This is a genomic window from Bradyrhizobium ottawaense (genome assembly GCF_900099825.1).
Lineage (GTDB): Bacteria > Pseudomonadota > Alphaproteobacteria > Rhizobiales > Xanthobacteraceae > Bradyrhizobium > Bradyrhizobium ottawaense_A.
Genome location: NZ_LT629693.1, coordinates 3,706,069 through 3,722,138, shown reverse-complemented (window position 1 = coordinate 3,722,138; position 16,070 = coordinate 3,706,069). Strand labels below are relative to the sequence as shown.

Annotated in this window: 18 protein-coding genes and 1 tRNA gene; 11 read left to right on the top strand and 8 right to left on the bottom strand. The window is 63.5% G+C overall.

The features are described 5' to 3' along the window. Window positions 1-73: 73 nt before the first annotated feature. The 4 genes from BLR13_RS17380 (at window position 74) to BLR13_RS17365 (ending at window position 3,474) form a co-directional block, all read left to right on the top strand. Window positions 74-577: a TerB family tellurite resistance protein gene (locus BLR13_RS17380; RefSeq protein WP_074831402.1), complete on the top strand. Its 504-nt coding sequence runs from the start codon at window positions 74-76 to the stop codon at window positions 575-577. 208 nt (window positions 578-785) lie between these two features. Then, window positions 786-1,565, top strand: coding sequence for an SDR family NAD(P)-dependent oxidoreductase (locus BLR13_RS17375; RefSeq protein WP_074821352.1), 780 nt, complete (start codon window positions 786-788; stop codon window positions 1,563-1,565). A 144-nt stretch (window positions 1,566-1,709) separates the two neighbouring features. Continuing rightward, the gene (locus BLR13_RS17370; protein ID WP_074821354.1) at window positions 1,710-2,510 is read left to right on the top strand and encodes a glutamine amidotransferase; all 801 of its coding nucleotides are present in this window, start codon (window positions 1,710-1,712) and stop codon (window positions 2,508-2,510) included. A 151-nt stretch (window positions 2,511-2,661) separates the two neighbouring features. Then, window positions 2,662-3,474, top strand: a complete 813-nt coding sequence (locus tag BLR13_RS17365) for an enoyl-CoA hydratase (RefSeq protein ID WP_074821358.1) — start codon at window positions 2,662-2,664, stop codon at window positions 3,472-3,474. 137 nt (window positions 3,475-3,611) lie between these two features. Here BLR13_RS17365 and BLR13_RS17360 read toward each other — a convergent pair. Then, window positions 3,612-3,687, bottom strand: a tRNA-Ala gene (locus BLR13_RS17360). 182 nt (window positions 3,688-3,869) lie between these two features. Here BLR13_RS17360 and BLR13_RS17355 point away from each other — a divergent pair. From BLR13_RS17355 to folD, 3 genes are read left to right on the top strand one after another with little or no spacing between them, the layout of a single operon-like run. Beyond that, window positions 3,870-4,160, top strand: coding sequence for a YggT family protein (locus BLR13_RS17355; protein ID WP_074821363.1), 291 nt, complete (start codon window positions 3,870-3,872; stop codon window positions 4,158-4,160). 41 nt (window positions 4,161-4,201) lie between these two features. Then, complete coding sequence (locus BLR13_RS17350; RefSeq protein ID WP_074821365.1) at window positions 4,202-4,534, top strand: DUF167 domain-containing protein; 333 nt, start codon at window positions 4,202-4,204, stop codon at window positions 4,532-4,534. A gap of 1 nt (window position 4,535) precedes the next feature. Next, the gene (gene folD, locus BLR13_RS17345; protein ID WP_074821368.1) at window positions 4,536-5,420 is read left to right on the top strand and encodes a bifunctional methylenetetrahydrofolate dehydrogenase/methenyltetrahydrofolate cyclohydrolase FolD; all 885 of its coding nucleotides are present in this window, start codon (window positions 4,536-4,538) and stop codon (window positions 5,418-5,420) included. Window positions 5,421-5,511: 91 nt separating this feature from the next. Here folD and BLR13_RS17340 read toward each other — a convergent pair whose 3' ends face one another. From BLR13_RS17340 to BLR13_RS40205, 4 genes are all read right to left on the bottom strand, one after another. Next, complete coding sequence (locus BLR13_RS17340) at window positions 5,512-6,984, bottom strand: M20 family peptidase (protein WP_074821371.1); 1,473 nt, start codon at window positions 6,982-6,984, stop codon at window positions 5,512-5,514. 119 nt (window positions 6,985-7,103) lie between these two features. After that, complete coding sequence (gene ppa / locus BLR13_RS17335) at window positions 7,104-7,640, bottom strand: inorganic diphosphatase (protein ID WP_074821374.1); 537 nt, start codon at window positions 7,638-7,640, stop codon at window positions 7,104-7,106. 99 nt (window positions 7,641-7,739) lie between these two features. Beyond that, window positions 7,740-8,249, bottom strand: coding sequence for a GNAT family N-acetyltransferase (locus BLR13_RS17330; protein ID WP_074831403.1), 510 nt, complete (start codon window positions 8,247-8,249; stop codon window positions 7,740-7,742). Window positions 8,250-8,332: 83 nt separating this feature from the next. After that, a complete protein-coding gene (locus tag BLR13_RS40205) occupies window positions 8,333-8,500 on the bottom strand; it encodes a hypothetical protein (RefSeq protein WP_157793706.1) in 168 nt (55 codons plus the stop codon). A 34-nt stretch (window positions 8,501-8,534) separates the two neighbouring features. Here BLR13_RS40205 and BLR13_RS17325 point away from each other — a divergent pair, with 34 nt between their 5' ends. The 3 genes from BLR13_RS17325 (at window position 8,535) to BLR13_RS17315 (ending at window position 11,088) form a co-directional block, all read left to right on the top strand. Further along, window positions 8,535-9,434: an alpha/beta hydrolase family protein gene (locus BLR13_RS17325; RefSeq protein ID WP_074821377.1), complete on the top strand. Its 900-nt coding sequence runs from the start codon at window positions 8,535-8,537 to the stop codon at window positions 9,432-9,434. An 82-nt stretch (window positions 9,435-9,516) separates the two neighbouring features. After that, entirely contained in the window at window positions 9,517-9,924 is a 408-nt protein-coding gene (locus tag BLR13_RS17320) for a thiol-disulfide oxidoreductase DCC family protein (RefSeq protein ID WP_074821380.1), read from the top strand. Between the two features lie 6 nt (window positions 9,925-9,930). After that, a complete protein-coding gene (locus BLR13_RS17315; protein WP_074831405.1) occupies window positions 9,931-11,088 on the top strand; it encodes a serine hydrolase domain-containing protein in 1,158 nt (385 codons plus the stop codon). Between the two features lie 140 nt (window positions 11,089-11,228). Here BLR13_RS17315 and BLR13_RS17310 read toward each other — a convergent pair whose 3' ends face one another. From BLR13_RS17310 to BLR13_RS17300, 3 genes are all read right to left on the bottom strand, one after another. Further along, window positions 11,229-12,485: a flavin monoamine oxidase family protein gene (locus BLR13_RS17310; RefSeq protein ID WP_074821382.1), complete on the bottom strand. Its 1,257-nt coding sequence runs from the start codon at window positions 12,483-12,485 to the stop codon at window positions 11,229-11,231. Window positions 12,486-12,651: 166 nt separating this feature from the next. Beyond that, window positions 12,652-14,475 carry a translational GTPase TypA gene (gene typA / locus BLR13_RS17305; protein ID WP_074831407.1) on the bottom strand — a complete coding sequence of 608 codons (1,824 nt, stop codon included), beginning with the start codon at window positions 14,473-14,475 and terminating at the stop codon, window positions 12,652-12,654. Between the two features lie 245 nt (window positions 14,476-14,720). Further along, window positions 14,721-15,476 carry a Crp/Fnr family transcriptional regulator gene (locus BLR13_RS17300; RefSeq protein ID WP_074821385.1) on the bottom strand — a complete coding sequence of 252 codons (756 nt, stop codon included), beginning with the start codon at window positions 15,474-15,476 and terminating at the stop codon, window positions 14,721-14,723. 172 nt (window positions 15,477-15,648) lie between these two features. On the opposite strand from BLR13_RS17300, the gene BLR13_RS17295 reads away from it, so the two are divergent. Beyond that, window positions 15,649-16,056, top strand: a complete 408-nt coding sequence (locus BLR13_RS17295; RefSeq protein WP_074821388.1) for a response regulator — start codon at window positions 15,649-15,651, stop codon at window positions 16,054-16,056. Window positions 16,057-16,070 lie beyond the last annotated feature (14 nt).

Here is a 16,070-nt window from a genome sequence, read left to right as displayed (position 1 = left end):
CCTGCGCCGATTGCGCGGGGTTGAATTCCACGCCATATGATCGGTATCAAGACTTCATTCGATAGGGATGCAGATGCTCGACGGACTTCGCCAATTCATTGCCGACATTGTCTCCCCCGGTGCGCAGGAGGAGCGGACGTTCGACGATACCGGCTATCGCCTGGCGGCGACCGCGCTTCTGGTCCACGTCGTCTCGCTCGATGGCGAGCCGACCGAAGTCGAGAAACGCAAGTTGCACAGCCTGATCGAGAGCAGTTTCAAGCTTGATCCCGGCACCGCGGACCGGTTGATCGCCTCGGCGACCAAGGTCGAGGGCGAGGCGGTCGATCTCTATCATTTCACCAGCGTCATCATGCGCTCGGTAAACGAGGAGGGCCGGCTGCGCATCATCGAGATGATGTGGGAGCTGGTCTATGCCGATGGCCAGGTCAGCGAGTTCGAGGACAATGTCGTCTGGCGTGCCGCGGATCTGCTCGGCGTTTCCTCGCGCGACCGGATCGATCTCAAGCACCGTGTGGCGGAGCGGCAATCGGTCCCGTCCCCAAGCGCTTCGAGGGCCGCCGACGCGGCCATGTGACACGCCGCCGTGCAGTGTCCCGTCTCGAACATAACGAAACTTTAATGTGCGGCGTAACGCGATAAGTCTCGAAATTCGACATTTTTCCCGCGAGCGTTGCGGGTTTGCACACCAACATACCCGCCGGTGGCTTGCGTCACACCACAGGCCTATGCTCTCGTCCTGTCATTCGCGGCGTAACCTGAAATTGAACTAAGAGATTTCGATCGTGACTGAGCGTGTGACGCTGATTACCGGTGCATCGGCGGGCATAGGCGCCGAGCTGGCGCGCGTTTTTGCAGCCAAGGGTCATCGCGTTGCGCTGGTCGCGCGCCGGACGGATCGTCTGACCTCGCTGGCGGCTGAGATTACGGCTGCGGGCGGTGCTGCGCCTGTTATCATTCCCTGCGACCTGACGCAGCCTGATTCCGGCGACAGGATCGCCGAGGCTTTGGCTGCGAGCGGTGTCGAGGTCGACTTCGTCGTCAACAATGCGGGCTTCGGCCTGTTCGGCAGGGCGTTCCAGCGCGACCGGGCCGACCAGCTTGACATTATCGCGGTGAACATCCGCGCGCTGACCGACCTGTCGTTGCGGTTTTCCGAGCAATTGATCCGCAACCGCGGCGGCATCCTCAACATCGGTTCGATCGCGGGCTTTCTGCCGGGGCCGGGCATGGCGGTTTACTACGCGTCCAAGGCCTATGTGCTGTCATTTACCGAAGCGCTGCGCGCCGAGCTGGCGCCGCGGGGCGTCCGGGTGACCGTGGTCTGTCCGGGTCCGGTGCCCTCGGAATTTCAGGCGCGCGCCGGATTTACCCCCGGCTTCGATTCGGCGGTGCTCAAGGTGCTGCCGGCGAATGTCGCGCAGCAGGCCTATCGCGGTCTGATGGCCAACAAGCGGGCAGTGATGCCCGGGCTCGGCATCAAGATCGTGCCGTTCCTGCTTCGCCTGTTTCCGCGCGGATTTATCCTGGGCGCGGTCGGCCTGCTCCAGCTACGCCAGCGCTGAAATACCCCTCGTTTTGCCCCGAAGCGTGACGCCGGACACATCTGGCCCGCGACTTGCTTATTATTTCTGCAAGTCCAGTGAACTCACCCGAAATTAAGACTCACTTAGGTATGGTTTCGGTTTGAGGTACCCTAGGCAACGTCGATGTCGTTCGGGTCGAGCAAAAATGGCGACAATGTCCTGCCCTTTCCGGGGCGGAGGATGGTGCTCACCCCCGAGCCGGCGCCGTTACTGCCGGTTCTGATCGTCCTGCACCAGGAGACCTCGACCCCGGGCCGGGTCGGCAATGCGCTCCGCGCCCTCGGCCATCCCCTCGACATCAGGCGCCCGCGGTTCGGCGATGCCTTGCCGGAAACGCTGGATCGGCATGCCGGCGCGGTCATTTTCGGCGGCCCGATGAGCGCCAACGATTCCGATGAATATGTTCGCCGGGAAATCGACTGGATCGAAGTCCCCCTGCGCGAGCAGCGGCCGTTCCTGGGCATTTGCCTCGGCGCGCAGATGCTCGCCAAACAACTGGGCGCGCAGGTCGCGCCGCATCCCGAAGGCCGGGTCGAGGTCGGCTACTATCCGATCCGTCCGACCGAAGCCGGCCATGCGCTCTGCCCGAACTGGCCGGAGCGCGTCTACCATTGGCACGGCGAGGGATTTCAATTGCCTGGAGGCGCCGAATTGCTCGCCGAAGGCAATGATTTTCCGGTGCAGGCGTTCCAGCACGGCCATGCGTTCGGCTTGCAGTTTCACCCCGATGTCACCTACGCGATGATGCATCGCTGGACCACACGCGGCTGCGTGCGGATGGATTCACCGGGTGCACATCCGCGCCACCTGCACTTTGCCGTTCGCGCGATGCACGACGTCACCGAGCGCGCATGGCTGAAGCGCTTCATCGACGGCTGGCTCGCGCGCATGCCACGCTCGATCATGTCGGAAGCCGCGGAATAGCCGCCACGCGGAATTTGCGTCGCGCGCCCGGACAGCTTTCAAAATCCGTGAATGTGCTAGTGTCGCTTCCGCAAGCAGGCGTACGGCCAACGCGGAGTTGTCGACAATTCGACCGCGGCAGCCCACGAGAAAAAATCAAAGGGAGATCGCCGTGGACTATCAGCATATTCTTTATGAAGTCAGCGACAAGGTCGCGACCATCACGCTCAACCGCCCCGACCGCATGAATGCGTGGACGGCGATCATGGAACGCGACGTGCGCCACGCGATGGAGCAGGCCGCCGCCGACGACAATGTCCGCGTCATCGTGCTGACCGGCGCGGGACGCGCGTTCTGTGCCGGCGCCGACATGGAGGGATTGAAGGCGATCGATCCCAACGAGATCCGGCGCGGCGAGAGCACGCCGTCGTTCGACATGAATCGCCGTGCCGACTGGCAGACGCGCTATGCCTATTATCCCGCGATCCCGAAACCCGTGATCGGCATGCTGAACGGCGCCACCGCCGGCATCGGCCTGGTCCATGCGCTCTACTGCGACCTGCGGTTTGCGGCCGACAATACCGTCTTCACCACGGCGTTCTCGCGCCGCGGGCTGATTGCCGAACACGGCATCAGCTGGATGCTGCCGCTTCTGGTCGGCCACGCCAATGCGCTCGATCTCCTGATGTCGGCGCGCCGCGTCACTAGCGACGAGGCGTTGCGCATTGGCCTCGTCAACCGGATCTATCCGCCGGATCAACTGCGCGAGCAGACCTATGCCTATGCGCGCGACCTTGCCGACTTTGTCTCGCCCAGTGCGATCTCGGTGATCAAGCGCCAGCTCTACGACGTGCCGTTCCAGACGCTGGCGGAGGCGACCATCGACGCCAACCGCGAAATGCAGATCGCGCTGAAGGGGAGTGACTTCAAGGAGGGCGTGGCGAGCTTCATGGAGAAGCGGCCGCCAAGGTTTACGGGGAAGTGAGGGGGAAGGGTTGGGTCTTTAGGCTTGCCCAGGCCCGCCGTCGCCCTTCGGGCTATGGCGGGGCAGCCTTCGCTTGCTTCGCTACGATAGGGCAGGATGTGGCTTGCCTAGCCGTAGCTTGCGAAGCAAGCGAAGGCTGGTGGAGCCAGGCGGGATCGAACCGCCGACCTCGTCATTGCGAACGACGCGCTCTCCCAGCTGAGCTATGGCCCCGTTGCGACCGCCTCGGAATGACCCGGAAGCGGTGACAATCGGCGCCATTTACAGTCTGGCCCAAGGTCAAGTCAAGAACGGTGAAAGTGCCCGATTTCGGTGCCATTTGCCGGGAACTTCCCTTGTTTGCCGGGGGCCGAACCGATATCTAGCAGGGTGTCCCACCTGCGAGCCCCCATCACATGCGCGCCGTCCTCGATATCGTCATCATCGTCCTCGACCTATACGTCTGGCTTTTGATCGCTTCGGCCATCCTTTCCTGGCTGATCGCCTTCAATGTCGTGAATACGCGTAACCAGTTCGTCGCGGCGGTGGCCGAGTTCCTGTACCGGATCACCGAGCCGGTGCTGGCGCCGATTCGCCGGGTGCTGCCCAGCATGGGCGGGCTCGATCTCTCGCCGATCGTCCTGATCCTGATCATCATGTTCATCCAGCGGGTGATTGCCTACTACATCTATCCCAACGTCATCTGATCGCGGGCGCCGGTCGCTGACGGACGCTCCATGGACAACCAATGGATCCTTGGCGCTATTCCACCGAGGGCATCAGCATTGCATTGCGGGTAACCCCGCGCGGCGGCCGCGACGATATCGACGGCATTGAAACGCTCGCCAACGGGCGCAGCGTGGTCAAGGTCCGGGTACGCGCCATCGCCGAGGGCGGCGAGGCCAACCGCGCGGTCATGGAATTGCTGGCCAAGGCGCTCGGCGTGCCCAAGGCCAGGGTCAGGATGCTGTCCGGCACCACCTCGCGGATGAAGCAGGTTGCCGTCGACGGCGATCCCAAAATTCTTGGCGAGACCTTGCGGAAGGCAATGGCCGTCAAATTAGAGAAGACAAAGGATTGAGATGACGGCACGCATCATCGATGGAAAAGTCATTGCAGCGGAGCTTCGTGAGCGCGTCGCCGCAGAGGTCGCGCGGGTCAAGCGCGATCATCAGCTGACGCCGGGGCTGGCGGTGGTGCTGGTCGGCCATGATCCCGCCAGCGAAGTCTATGTCCGCAGCAAGCACAAGCAGACCCAGGCCGCCGGCATGGCCTCGTTCGAGCACAAATTGCCTGACGACGTCGCGCAAGCCGACCTGCTGGCGCTGATATCGAAGTTGAACCGCGACCCCGCGGTGCACGGCATTCTCGTGCAATTGCCGCTGCCGAAATCGATCCACACCGAAACCGTCATCAACGCCATCGATCCGGCCAAGGACGTCGACGGGCTGCATCCGAACAATGCCGGACGGCTCGCCGGCGGCTTTACCGCGCTGTCGCCCTGCACGCCGCTCGGTTGCATCATCCTGACCAAGAACGTGCATGCCTCGCTCGAGGGCATGAACGCGATCGTGATCGGCCGCTCCAATCTGGTCGGCCGTCCCTTGGTGCAACTGCTGCTCAACGAAAACGCCACGGTGACGATCGCGCATTCGCGCTCGCGCGATCTGCCGCAACTTTGCGCCCGTGCCGATCTGGTCTATGCCGCCGTCGGCCGGCCCGAAATGGTGCGCGCGGACTGGATCAAGCCGGGCGCCACCGTGATCGATGTCGGCATCAACCGGTTGCCGACGGCTGAAGGCAAGACCCGGTTGGTCGGCGATGTCGCGTTCAAGGAAGCGGCTGAAGTGGCCGGCGCTATCACGCCGGTGCCCGGCGGTGTCGGGCAGATGACGGTGGCCTGCCTGCTGGTCAACACGCTGCGCGCGGCATGCGCGATTCACAAGCTGCCGGCGCCGGGGGTGTGAGGTCGCTGTCATTCCGGGGCGATGCGAAGCATCGAACCCGGAATCTCGAGATTCCGGGTTCGCTTCGCGCCCCGGAATGACGACTACGTCGTCACCCCGCGCAATTCTCGATCAGCCGCCGGTAGAACCGGATCATGTCGGCATAGCCTTCGACGCTGAGGCGTTCGTTGGTGCCGTGAAACCGCTTCAGATCGTCGGAATTCGCGCGCACCGGCGAGAAGCGGAAAATCCTGTCGGTCACGCCGACATAGTGACGCGAGTCGGTGGCGGCCACCATCAGGCCGGGCGCGACGACGACATCCGGAAAGATTTCGCGGATCGTGCGGTTCAGCATCTGGAACGACGGGCTTGCGGTTGCGGTGACCGGCGGCGGGTCGGTATTGCCGGGAAACGGCGTGATGGAAATGCGTTCGTTGGCGATCGTGCTCCGTACATGATCGACCACACTGGATTGCGTGTCGCCCGGGATCAGGCGGAAATTGACGGTCGCCTCGGCATTGCCGGGCAGCACATTGTCCTTGTCGCCGGCATTGAAGATCGTCAGCGCCGTGGTGGTGCGCACCATCGCTTCGGTGGGCCCGCTCTTTTCGAACTCGCGCAACAGCAGCGGCTTGAACAGCCACAGATTCGACAGCACCACGCGGTTGAAGCCGGACATCTCGGGCGCCATGGTGTCGAACATTTCCGCCACTGAGCTCCGGATCTGCATTGGCAGGCGATGATCTTCCAGCCGCGCCAGCGCCGCGCTCATCATGCCGATCGCGGTATCGCGGGGCGGCATCGAAGAATGGCCGGGGGTCGCATGCGCGTTCAGCACCACCGTGGCGTAGCCCTTTTCGGCGACACCGATCAGCGCGGCCGGCTTGTCGAGCCCCTTCATGATGCCTTCGGTGATCAACAGGCCCTCGTCGATCACGAAATCGAGGTGAACGCCGCGCGAGGCCAATAGCGCGGCGATCGACTTGGCGCCCGATGTGCCTGCGGTTTCCTCGTCATGGCCGAAGGCAAAATAGATGGTTCGCTTCGGGCGGAAGCCGGCCTTGGCCATCGCCTCGGCGGCTTCCAGCATCGAATAAAGGTTGCCCTTGTCGTCCCATGAACCGCGGCCCCAGATGTAGCCGTCGGCAATCACGCCGTCATAGGGCGGTTGCTGCCAGTCTTTTTCGGTGCCGGGTGCGACCGGCACCACGTCCTGATGCGCGAGCAGACCGATCGGCTGCGCCTTCGGGTCCGAGCCTTCCCACGTGTAGAGCAGGCTGTAGTTGGCGACCAGTTCGCGCTTGGCTGCGGCGTGGAACGCCGGAAAGCTCTTCTCGATATGGGTCTGCATGCCGCGCAGCGCCTCGGCGTGCTGCTCCGGCTTTTCGTAGCTCGAAATGGTCCGGAACCGGATCGCCTCGCTCAGCCGCGTCGCGGCCGCCTGGGCGTCGACCGCTGCGCGCGGTACCGCGGCGGCCTGAAGCTGCCGCGAGCCATGGGTGACCACGTTGAACGCCAGCACGCCGGCGACAACCACGATCGCCGCGATCGCAAGCAGCAGGATGTTACGGATGATGCGGCGCATGATGATTGTCTCCCCTCATGGTGAGGAGCGCGTCTTCGCGCGTCTCGAACCATAAGGCCAATGGTTTATCCCGTGCGGGGCAGAGACGCCCGCTGGCGCGGGCTCCTCAGGATGAGGGGTTACTTCTGTTTTCCCTTGGCGCGCGCGATGCCTTCCAGGATCAGCCTGTGGGCATCGGTAGCGTCGCCCCAGCGCAGCACCTTCACCCATTTGCCGGGCTCGAGATCCTTGTAGTGCTCGAAGAAGTGCTGGATCTGCTGCAGCGTGATGTCGGGGAGATCGTTGTAGTTCCTCACCTTGTCGTAGCGCTGGGTCAGCTTCGATGAGGGAACCGCGATGATCTTCTCGTCGCCGCCGGCTTCGTCTTCCATCAGCAGCACGCCGACCGGGCGGACGCTCATGACCGCGCCCGGGACGATGGCACGGGTGTTGGCGACCAGCACGTCGCAGGGATCGCCGTCGCCCGATAGCGTGTGCGGGATGAAGCCGTAATTGCCGGGATAGCGCATCGCCGTATAGAGGAAGCGGTCGACCACCAGCGTGCCGGCGTCCTTGTCCATTTCGTATTTGATCGGCTCGCCGCCCACCGGAACTTCGATGATGACGTTGACCTCGTCGGGCGGATTGTTTCCGATCGAAATGGCGTCAATGCGCATGGAGGGCTCCGGCTTTGCGTTAAAGGACGCGCCCTGAATCAGGCGCGTGTCACGGCCGGTTTAGACCCGTAGCAAAGCAGGGAAAAGCCTCAATTAGGCTCAGTTGGTCCAGGCGAACGCGACCTTGTCGAGCGACTTGGGCCCGAACTTCTCCGAGGAGCGGGCGACCATGCGGCCGCCGAGCGCGCGGTAGAATTCCGTCGCCGGATCGTTGTCGGACAGCGCCCAGATCACCATGCTCTTCAGTCCGCTCTGCACCAGATCGCGGCGTGCGGCGGTGAACAGGCGGCGGCCGAAGCCGAGGCCCTGGAATTCCGGCCGCAGATAGAGCTCGTAGATCTCGCCTTCGAAATGCAGGCTGCGGGCGCGGTTGCGGCCGTAGTTGGCGTAGCCGGCAACCTTGTCGCCGAACACCAGCACGCTGACGCGGCTGCCCTTGCGGATCGCGCTGTCCCACCATTGCGGGCCGCGACGGTTGATCAGCTTCTCAAGTTCGGCGCCGGGGATGATGCCTTGATAGGCTGAGCGCCAGGCTTCATCATGGGTAGACGCCACCGCGGCTGCATCCGCAGCTTTGGCCGGTCGAACCTCGATCAGGGTTGTGCTCATGACCTGATCAAAGCAAGTCGGCGGCCCGGCTTCAAGGTCCATCGTTAATTATCGGTTAACCTGTGGATTTTCTGCATCAGTTTTTAACCGTTCTGTACCGAAAGAGGACAAGGAGCTGCCTTGCCCGGCATTTCGCTGCTGCGAGGGAAGGCAAAACCCGCCTGGAATCGCTTCGGCGGACGCCGCCGTGAAATCTCGTTCACGGAAAAATGCACTGGATTTGATTCGTCGCCGGTATTCTGTTGGCTCATCCGCGTCTCCCTCCTTGGCTGCGTCAGGCAATCCATGCATCTGGTGAGAGTGATTTTCGCTGGTCTGGTCGTCGCCGCGCTCGGCGTAACGACCGGATCGGCGCAGCCGGCGTTCGGTCCGCAGGGCGCCGAAGGCGAGCCAAACCGCCTGCAGCAATGGCTGGTGCCGTCGCCGGATCCGGACACACGAGCGCATGCGGTGCTGTTTCGCCCGCCTGGCGACGGCCCGTTTCCGCTGGCCCTGATCGCCCACGCCACCACCCAGAACGTGCTGCGTCGCGCGCAAATGCCGCAGCCGGAATACCGCGCGCTGGCGGCTTGGCTGGTCGGTCGCGGCTTTGCTGTGCTGGTTCCGGAACGTCCGGGCCATGGCGCGACGGGCGGAAAATACCTCGAAGACCAGGGCGGCTGCGACGATGCCGACTACGCCAAGTCCGGTCGCGCCACCGCCGACGAGATCGCGGCGGCCGCAGGCTTGGTGCGCAAGCAACCCTTCATCCGGCCGGACAGCATGGTCGTGATCGGGCATTCGGCCGGCGCCTGGGGCGCGCTGGCGCTGGCGAGCGAAGATCCCAGCGACGTTGCAGCCATCATCGCCTTCGCGCCCGGCCGCGGCGGTCAGGCCAATGATTTTCCCAATCAGGTCTGCGCGCCGCACACGCTGCTTGCCGCGGCGGGCGCGTTCGGCAAGGCCGCGCGCGTCAAGGTGACGTGGCTGGTGGCGGCCAATGACAGCTACTTTTCGCCCGCGTTGTCGAAGCAACTGGCCGATGCGTTCCGCAACGCCGGCGGCCAGGTCGATTTTCGCGCGCTGCCGGCATACGGCAGCGAGGGACACTGGCTGCCGGAAACCGAAGGCGGTGTAAAACTGGCCGCACCCGACCTCGATCGCGCCTTGAAGTCGCGATCCCTTGCCCCGGCTAAAAAACGATGACGCTGTATTTTCTCCTCAAATATCTGCACGTGTTGGGCGCGATCGTGCTGATGCTGGTCGCTTTGTTGACACTGGATAACCGATGAACAGTTGGCCCGACGATGACGTGATCCTGTACGATGGCGTCTGCATCTTCTGCTCGCGCTGGATCCGCTTCGTCGCCACCCGCGACACCGCGCGCCGCTTCCGCTTTACGGCGATCCAGTCGGCTTACGGTACGAGACTGGCGCAAGCCTTCGGCATCGACCCCAACGATCCCGATACCAACGCCGTGGTTCATGGCGGCATTGCCTGGTTCAAATCGGACGGCGCACTGACGGTGCTGGGTGCGCTGCCGGGATGGGGCTGGGTGCGCGTATTGTTTTGGGTACCGAAGCTGGTTCGCAACGCCGTCTACAATCTCGTCGCGCGCAACCGCTACCGCATTTTCGGGAAATACGAGGAATGTTTCATCCCGGATGCCGACATGCGTGCGCGGGTGATGGAGTAGATGGGCATGGATCACGATGCTGTAGCGTCGCCGAAATTCCACGTTCCGGCGGGTGAGGATTTTCTGCTTCTCTCCCCGACGGCGCAGGCCTACGCGTACCGCAATGTCGATCGCATGTTCGCGACGCGGCCGATCCGCCGGGGCAAGACGGTTCTGCCACTGCAGCGCGGTCGAGAAATATCGCCGCAATACCAGACCGACCAGGGTGCGCATGGCGTCGACGCGTATATCGATCGCGCCAACGTTGCGGGGCTGCTGGTCATCAAGAACGAGCAGATCGTGCTGGAGCGCTACTCCCTCGGGCTGGAAGAGAACTTGCGCTGGTCGTCGATGTCGATGATCAAGTCGCTGACGTCGACATTGGTCGGCGCTGCCCTGCAGCAGGGCGCCATCTCGAGCCTCGACGATGCAGTTTCCAGATACATCCCGGCGCTACGCGGCTGCGCCTACGATGCGGTCACCGTGCGCAGCCTGCTCACCATGTCCTCCGGCGTGCGCTGGAGCGAGGATTACACCGATCGGAACTCCGACGTGAACCGCTACAGCAAGTCGCTGGGCGACAAGGTCCCCGGCGGCGTGCTGGCGCTGATGCGAAACCTGAAGGCCGAACATCCGCCCGCCAGTCATTTTTCCTACAACACCGGCGACACCTATGTGCTCGGCTGTCTGGTCTCGGCGGCCACGGGAAAAAATCTCGCCGACTTCATGTCGGAGACGATCTGGTCTCCGCTCGGTATGGAATTCGACGCGTTCTATACGCTGGAATCGGAAAACGGGCAGGAGATCGGCGGCAGCCGCGCCGGCATTGCGCTGCGGGATTTCGGCCGCTTCGGAGTCTTTCTGCTGCGCAACGGCGTGATCGACGGGAAGCCTGTGCTCCCGCCGGACTGGATTGAAAGCGCAGGGCGCCGCGCATTCGCCTTCGACGCCGAAACCAATCGCTATGGGGCGACAGGTTACGGCTATAGCTGGTGGATCGATCCGGACGATTCCATGGTCGCCGTCGGTTTCGCCGGCCAATCGCTCTACGTAAACAGGAAAGCCCGGGTCGTCATCGTCACCCTGTCGTGCCAGCCGCAGCCGCCGTATTCGGAGAGCTATCGCGTCGATCTGAAGGCCGAGTACCATGCGTTCAAGAACGCGGTGCTGGCGGAAATTGGCTGATGGAGTGATCCGTCATTGCGAGGAGCAGCGCGACGAAGCAATCCATTCTTTCTTTGCGCGGCGAGATGGATTGCTTCGCGGAGCCTGTCATCGGGCGGGCATTCGCCCGACCCGTTGGCTCGCAATGACGGTCGCTGAAGTCATTCCTTGATCAGAGCAAGAATCTCTCCCGCCGCCCGCTCCCCCGAATCCCTCGCCCCGTGTGCGGTCGAGAAAAATCCCGGCGAGGTCGCTTCGCCCGCAAAGAACAGCCGGCCGTCGACCGGGGCTGCCAGCACCGCGCGCTTGTCGGCGTGGCCGGGCAGAGCGTGGGAGTAGGAGCCGCGGGCGAAGGGGTCGTGGGCCCAGCGCGATTCCGCGAGCGGCTTTAGCTTGCGGCGAAAGTCGTTGCCGAGGAAGCCTACGATTTCGTCGATGCTGTGCGCGGCGAAAGCGCCCGGGCCGGAGTCTTCCAGCGACTGCGCAAAGCGCCCGCCGAAAAAGCCTTCGATGCAGGGCTGGCCGAACGGGCGGAGGTGATAGGTGCCCATCTCGGTGCGCATGGTGGCGCCACGCAGATTGCCTTCGACCGGCAAGGCTTCGGGCTCGTCGAGAGCGAGCGTCACCTTGTCGGCGAGGCCGAGCGGCAGGCCGCGCGCGGCCTCGACCTTAGCAGGCAGAGGCGGATCGAAGCGGATCGCCGCGTCGGCGATCAGGTTGGTCGGCACGGTGACGATCACCCTGTCGGCGCTGAGCGTGCCCCGCGAGGTCTCGATGCGGATGCGCTTGCCGGAATGATCGATCAGCGTCACCTCGCAATTGAGTGCGAGCGGGCATGAGGCGCCATAGGCCGCCACCAGCGCGCCATAGCCGCGGCGGACGCGCCAGTTGATCTCGGTGTCCTCATAGGCGTCCATGTCCAGGATCGAGACCTGGTCGAGTTCGCAGCCGTTGATGTAGGTCGAGATCGCGTCGATCATCGGGTTCCAGCGGTTGCCGGGCGCGAGGCAGAGACCGGCCGCGCTGTCGCGGTGATTTTTCTTCGCGACCTTGGCCGCTTGCTCGGCGCGATCATAGAAGGCGTCGAGGGCAGCCATGAAATCGTCGCGCTCTTCCTTCGGGAACGCTTTGCCGTAAGCGCGCTCGCGCCAGGGCGGCAGGGTCTTGTTGATCTCGAAATCGAGCTGTTCGGCGATGTTGACGAACGAGTTCTGGTCGGCCGAATGCAGCCAGCCGCAGCCGACATCGAAGACGACATCGGGCGAAGCCATGATGGTGTGGGCGCGGCCGCCGACGCGGTCGCGGGCTTCCAGCACGACGGTGGAGAGACCCGAATGTTTCAGGGCATGCGCGGCGCCGAGGCCTGCGGCGCCGGCGCCGATGATGGCGACATCGACTGAGGAGGGGAGGGACGTCATGCCTCCGCCTCTAGCATGTTCGGCGGCCGGCCTGAAGCCACCCCAGGCATGGCCTGTCATCACCCGCGAATGCGGGTGATCCAGTGCGCCGGGAGCTCTCGATTTATCTCAGGCGCCGACGATTACTGGATGCCCCGCATTCGCGGGGCATGACAAGAAGGGCGGCTTACGCCACTTCCTGCTTGGTCTTTTCCGCGCGCTTGCGGTCGTTGGCGTCCAAAAACTTCTTGCGCAGGCGGATCGACTTCGGGGTGATCTCGACCAGTTCGTCTTCCTCGATATAGGCCAGCGCCTTTTCCAGGGTCATGCGGATCGGCGGCGTCAGGCGCACCGCTTCGTCCTTCGAGGTGGTGCGGATATTGGTGAGCTGCTTGCCCTTGAGGATGTTGATCTCGAGGTCGTTGTCGCGGGTGTGCTCGCCGACGATCATGCCCTTGTAGACCTTCCAGCCCGGCTCGATCATCATCGGGCCGCGGTCTTCCAGCTTGAACATGGCGTAGGCGACCGCCTCGCCCTGATCGTTGGAGATCAGCACGCCGTTGCGGCGGCCCTGGATGTCGCCCTTGTAGGGCAGGTAGTTGTGAAACAGGCGGTTGATGATCGCCGTGCCCTTGGTGTCGGTCATCAGTTCACCCTGGTAGCCGATCAGGCCGCGGGTCGGCGCGTAGAATACCAGGCGCAGGCGGTTGCCGCCGGATGGGCGCATCTCGATCATCTCGGCCTTGCGCTCGCTCATCTTCTGCACGACCACGCCGGAGAACTCCTCGTCGACGTCGATCACGACTTCCTCGACCGGCTCCAGCAAGGTGCCGTTCTCGTCCTTGGTCAGCACCACGCGCGGGCGCGACACCGACAGCTCGAAACCTTCGCGGCGCATGGTCTCGATCAGGATCGCGAGCTGCAATTCGCCGCGGCCCGACACTTCCATGGCATCGCGGTCCTGCGATTCGACGACGCGGAGCGCGACGTTACCCTCGGCCTCGCGAAGCAGGCGGTCGCGGATCAGGCGGCTGGTGACCTTGTCGCCTTCGGTGCCGGCGAGCGGGGAGTTGTTGACGATGAACGACATCGACACCGTCGGCGGATCGATCGGCTGCGCCTGGATCGGCGTTTCGACGCTCGGATCGCAGAAGGTGTCAGCGACGGTGCCCTTGGGCAAGCCCGCGATCGCGACGATGTCACCGGCCTCGGCGAGGTCGACCGGCTGCCGTTCAAGGCCGCGGAACGCCAGGATCTTGGTGATGCGGCCGGTTTCCACCAGCTTGCCGTCGCGCGAAATCACCTTCACCGACTGGTTCGGTTTGACCGAGCCGGAGGCGATGCGGCCCGTGATGATGCGGCCGAGATAGGGGTTGGCCTCAAGGATGGTGCCGAGCAGCCGGAACGGGCCTTCCTCGACCACCGGCGGCGCCACGTGCTTGATTACGAGGTCGAACAGCGGCTGCATGCCGTCCTCATGGGAGGCCTCCGGGGTGGTCCCCATCCAGCCGTTCTTGCCGGAACCGTAGAGGATCGGGAAATCGAGCTGGTCGTCGGTAGCGTCGAGCGCGGCGAACAGGTCAAACACCTCGTTCACGACTTCGGTGATGCGGGCGTCCGGACGGTCGACCTTGTTGATGGCGACGATCGGCTTCAGGCCGAGCTTGAGTGCCTTGCCGACCACGAACTTGGTCTGCGGCATCGGGCCTTCGGCGGCGTCGACCAGCACGATCACGCCGTCGACCATCGACAGGATGCGCTCGACCTCACCACCGAAATCGGCGTGGCCGGGGGTGTCGACGATGTTGATCTGGGTGTCTTTCCACTGCACCGAGGTGCACTTGGCCAGAATAGTGATGCCGCGTTCGCGCTCCAGATCGTTGGAGTCCATCGCGCGCTCTACCTGACGTTCGTTGTCGCGATAGGTGCCGGATTGTTGCAGCAGCTTGTCGACCAGCGTGGTTTTGCCGTGGTCGACGTGGGCGATGATGGCGATGTTGCGAAGCTTCATGATTCTCTTCTGCATCAGGACATAGGCTGGAGCGCGATCTCGCCGGAAAACCGGGACCCACTTTTCCGGATCGTGCTCAAAACCTGAAAGTCGGGGGACACTTGGTCCCAAAAAGGGAAGCCCGGCCAAAAGGACCGGGCACACCTTACTCGTTGCGGCGCAATATATTCAGAAAACGTCAAAAAACAAGGGTTTATTGGGCTGTTGGTTAGCCGATTTCGGCATGGCAGTCGCTTGGCAGCGGCCTAATTGCCCTTTTCCGGGTCGGGATAGACCCCGCGCAAAACTTCCTCGAAATGGTTCTTCACGGCCTCGTTGCAAAGGCAGGACCGGACCCGCAGGGCATCGGGGTTGCGGACCAGGATCGAGCCCCGGCGGGTCTCCAAAATGCCCTCCGCCTTGAAGGTCTGGATCACCCGGCTGGTATAGGAGCGGCCGACCCCGAGCAGGGTCGCGAGCTGCTCATGGGTCAGCGGCACGACCTCTTCGCCATCCGTGCGTTCCATCGCCGAAATGATCCATTTCGCGGTTCGCTGCTCGATCGAGTGGATGGCGTTGCAGGCCGTGGACTGGAAGATCTGCGCCAGCATGCAGTCGGCGTAGCGGGCGAAAACATTGCTCAGCGTGCGCGATTTCGACTTCGCCGCATCGAGCTTGCTTACCGGCAGCCGCATGAAGGGACCGGCGAATTTGACCATGATCCGGGTATAGGCCGGCAGAAAGCCCTGGCTGACGATGCCGCCGACCGCGCCTTCGCGGCCAATCAGGATGGTCTCGACGTCGCGGCCGTCCTCATTGGGAACCATGTAGGAGGCCAGGCTGGGTCCACATGGGAAGTGCACGATCTCGACGTCGTCGCCCGGGTTGTAGAGCAGGTCGTTGGGATTGCCGTCGGTCGCGGTCAGATACGGCTCGATCAGGGCAAAATCGGCGCTGTTCAGCCGCCGCAGCAGGTTGTTGAACGGCCGCTCGCCGGCCGCTTCGTCTGGTCGTGTGAGCATGGCAGGTTCCAGTCCTCCGATCGCAGACAATAGTCGGATTGCGGCCGTCGGTATGTTCACAAGTGGACAGACGGTTGAACGCGGATGTGGTGGTTTCAGTTCCGGAACCTGCGGCGCGCTTCCCCTGAGGCGCCGATCATCAGGTCCCCTCCGAGTTTCTGCGAGGCGTCAAATGTTGAACCTGTCACCCGGTGCGGTCATGGAACCCGGCTTTGTCAACGGCGTACCCAACGACGTATTGATCGTTGAGGACGACCCGATCATCGCGCTCGACTTCGAAGACACGATTCTCGGCTTCGGCGTGAAGACGGTGCGTAGCGCGGCCAGCGTCGCCAGGGCGCTCGATCTGATCGAACAACGGCCGCCGGATTTTGCGCTGCTCGACGTCGGCCTGATCCGCGAAAAGAGTTTTGCGGTCGCCGAACGGCTGGAAGCGCTGAAAATTCCGTTCGCCTTCGTCACCGGCTATGGCGCCGACGCGAGGCTGCCCGGGGCCTTTGCGAACAAGCCGCGGCTGCCCAAGCCCTATTCGACCGATGCGCTGCAGGCTCTGTTGCGGCAGGGCAAGGCCGGCCGCTGAGCGGGAGCGGGTTG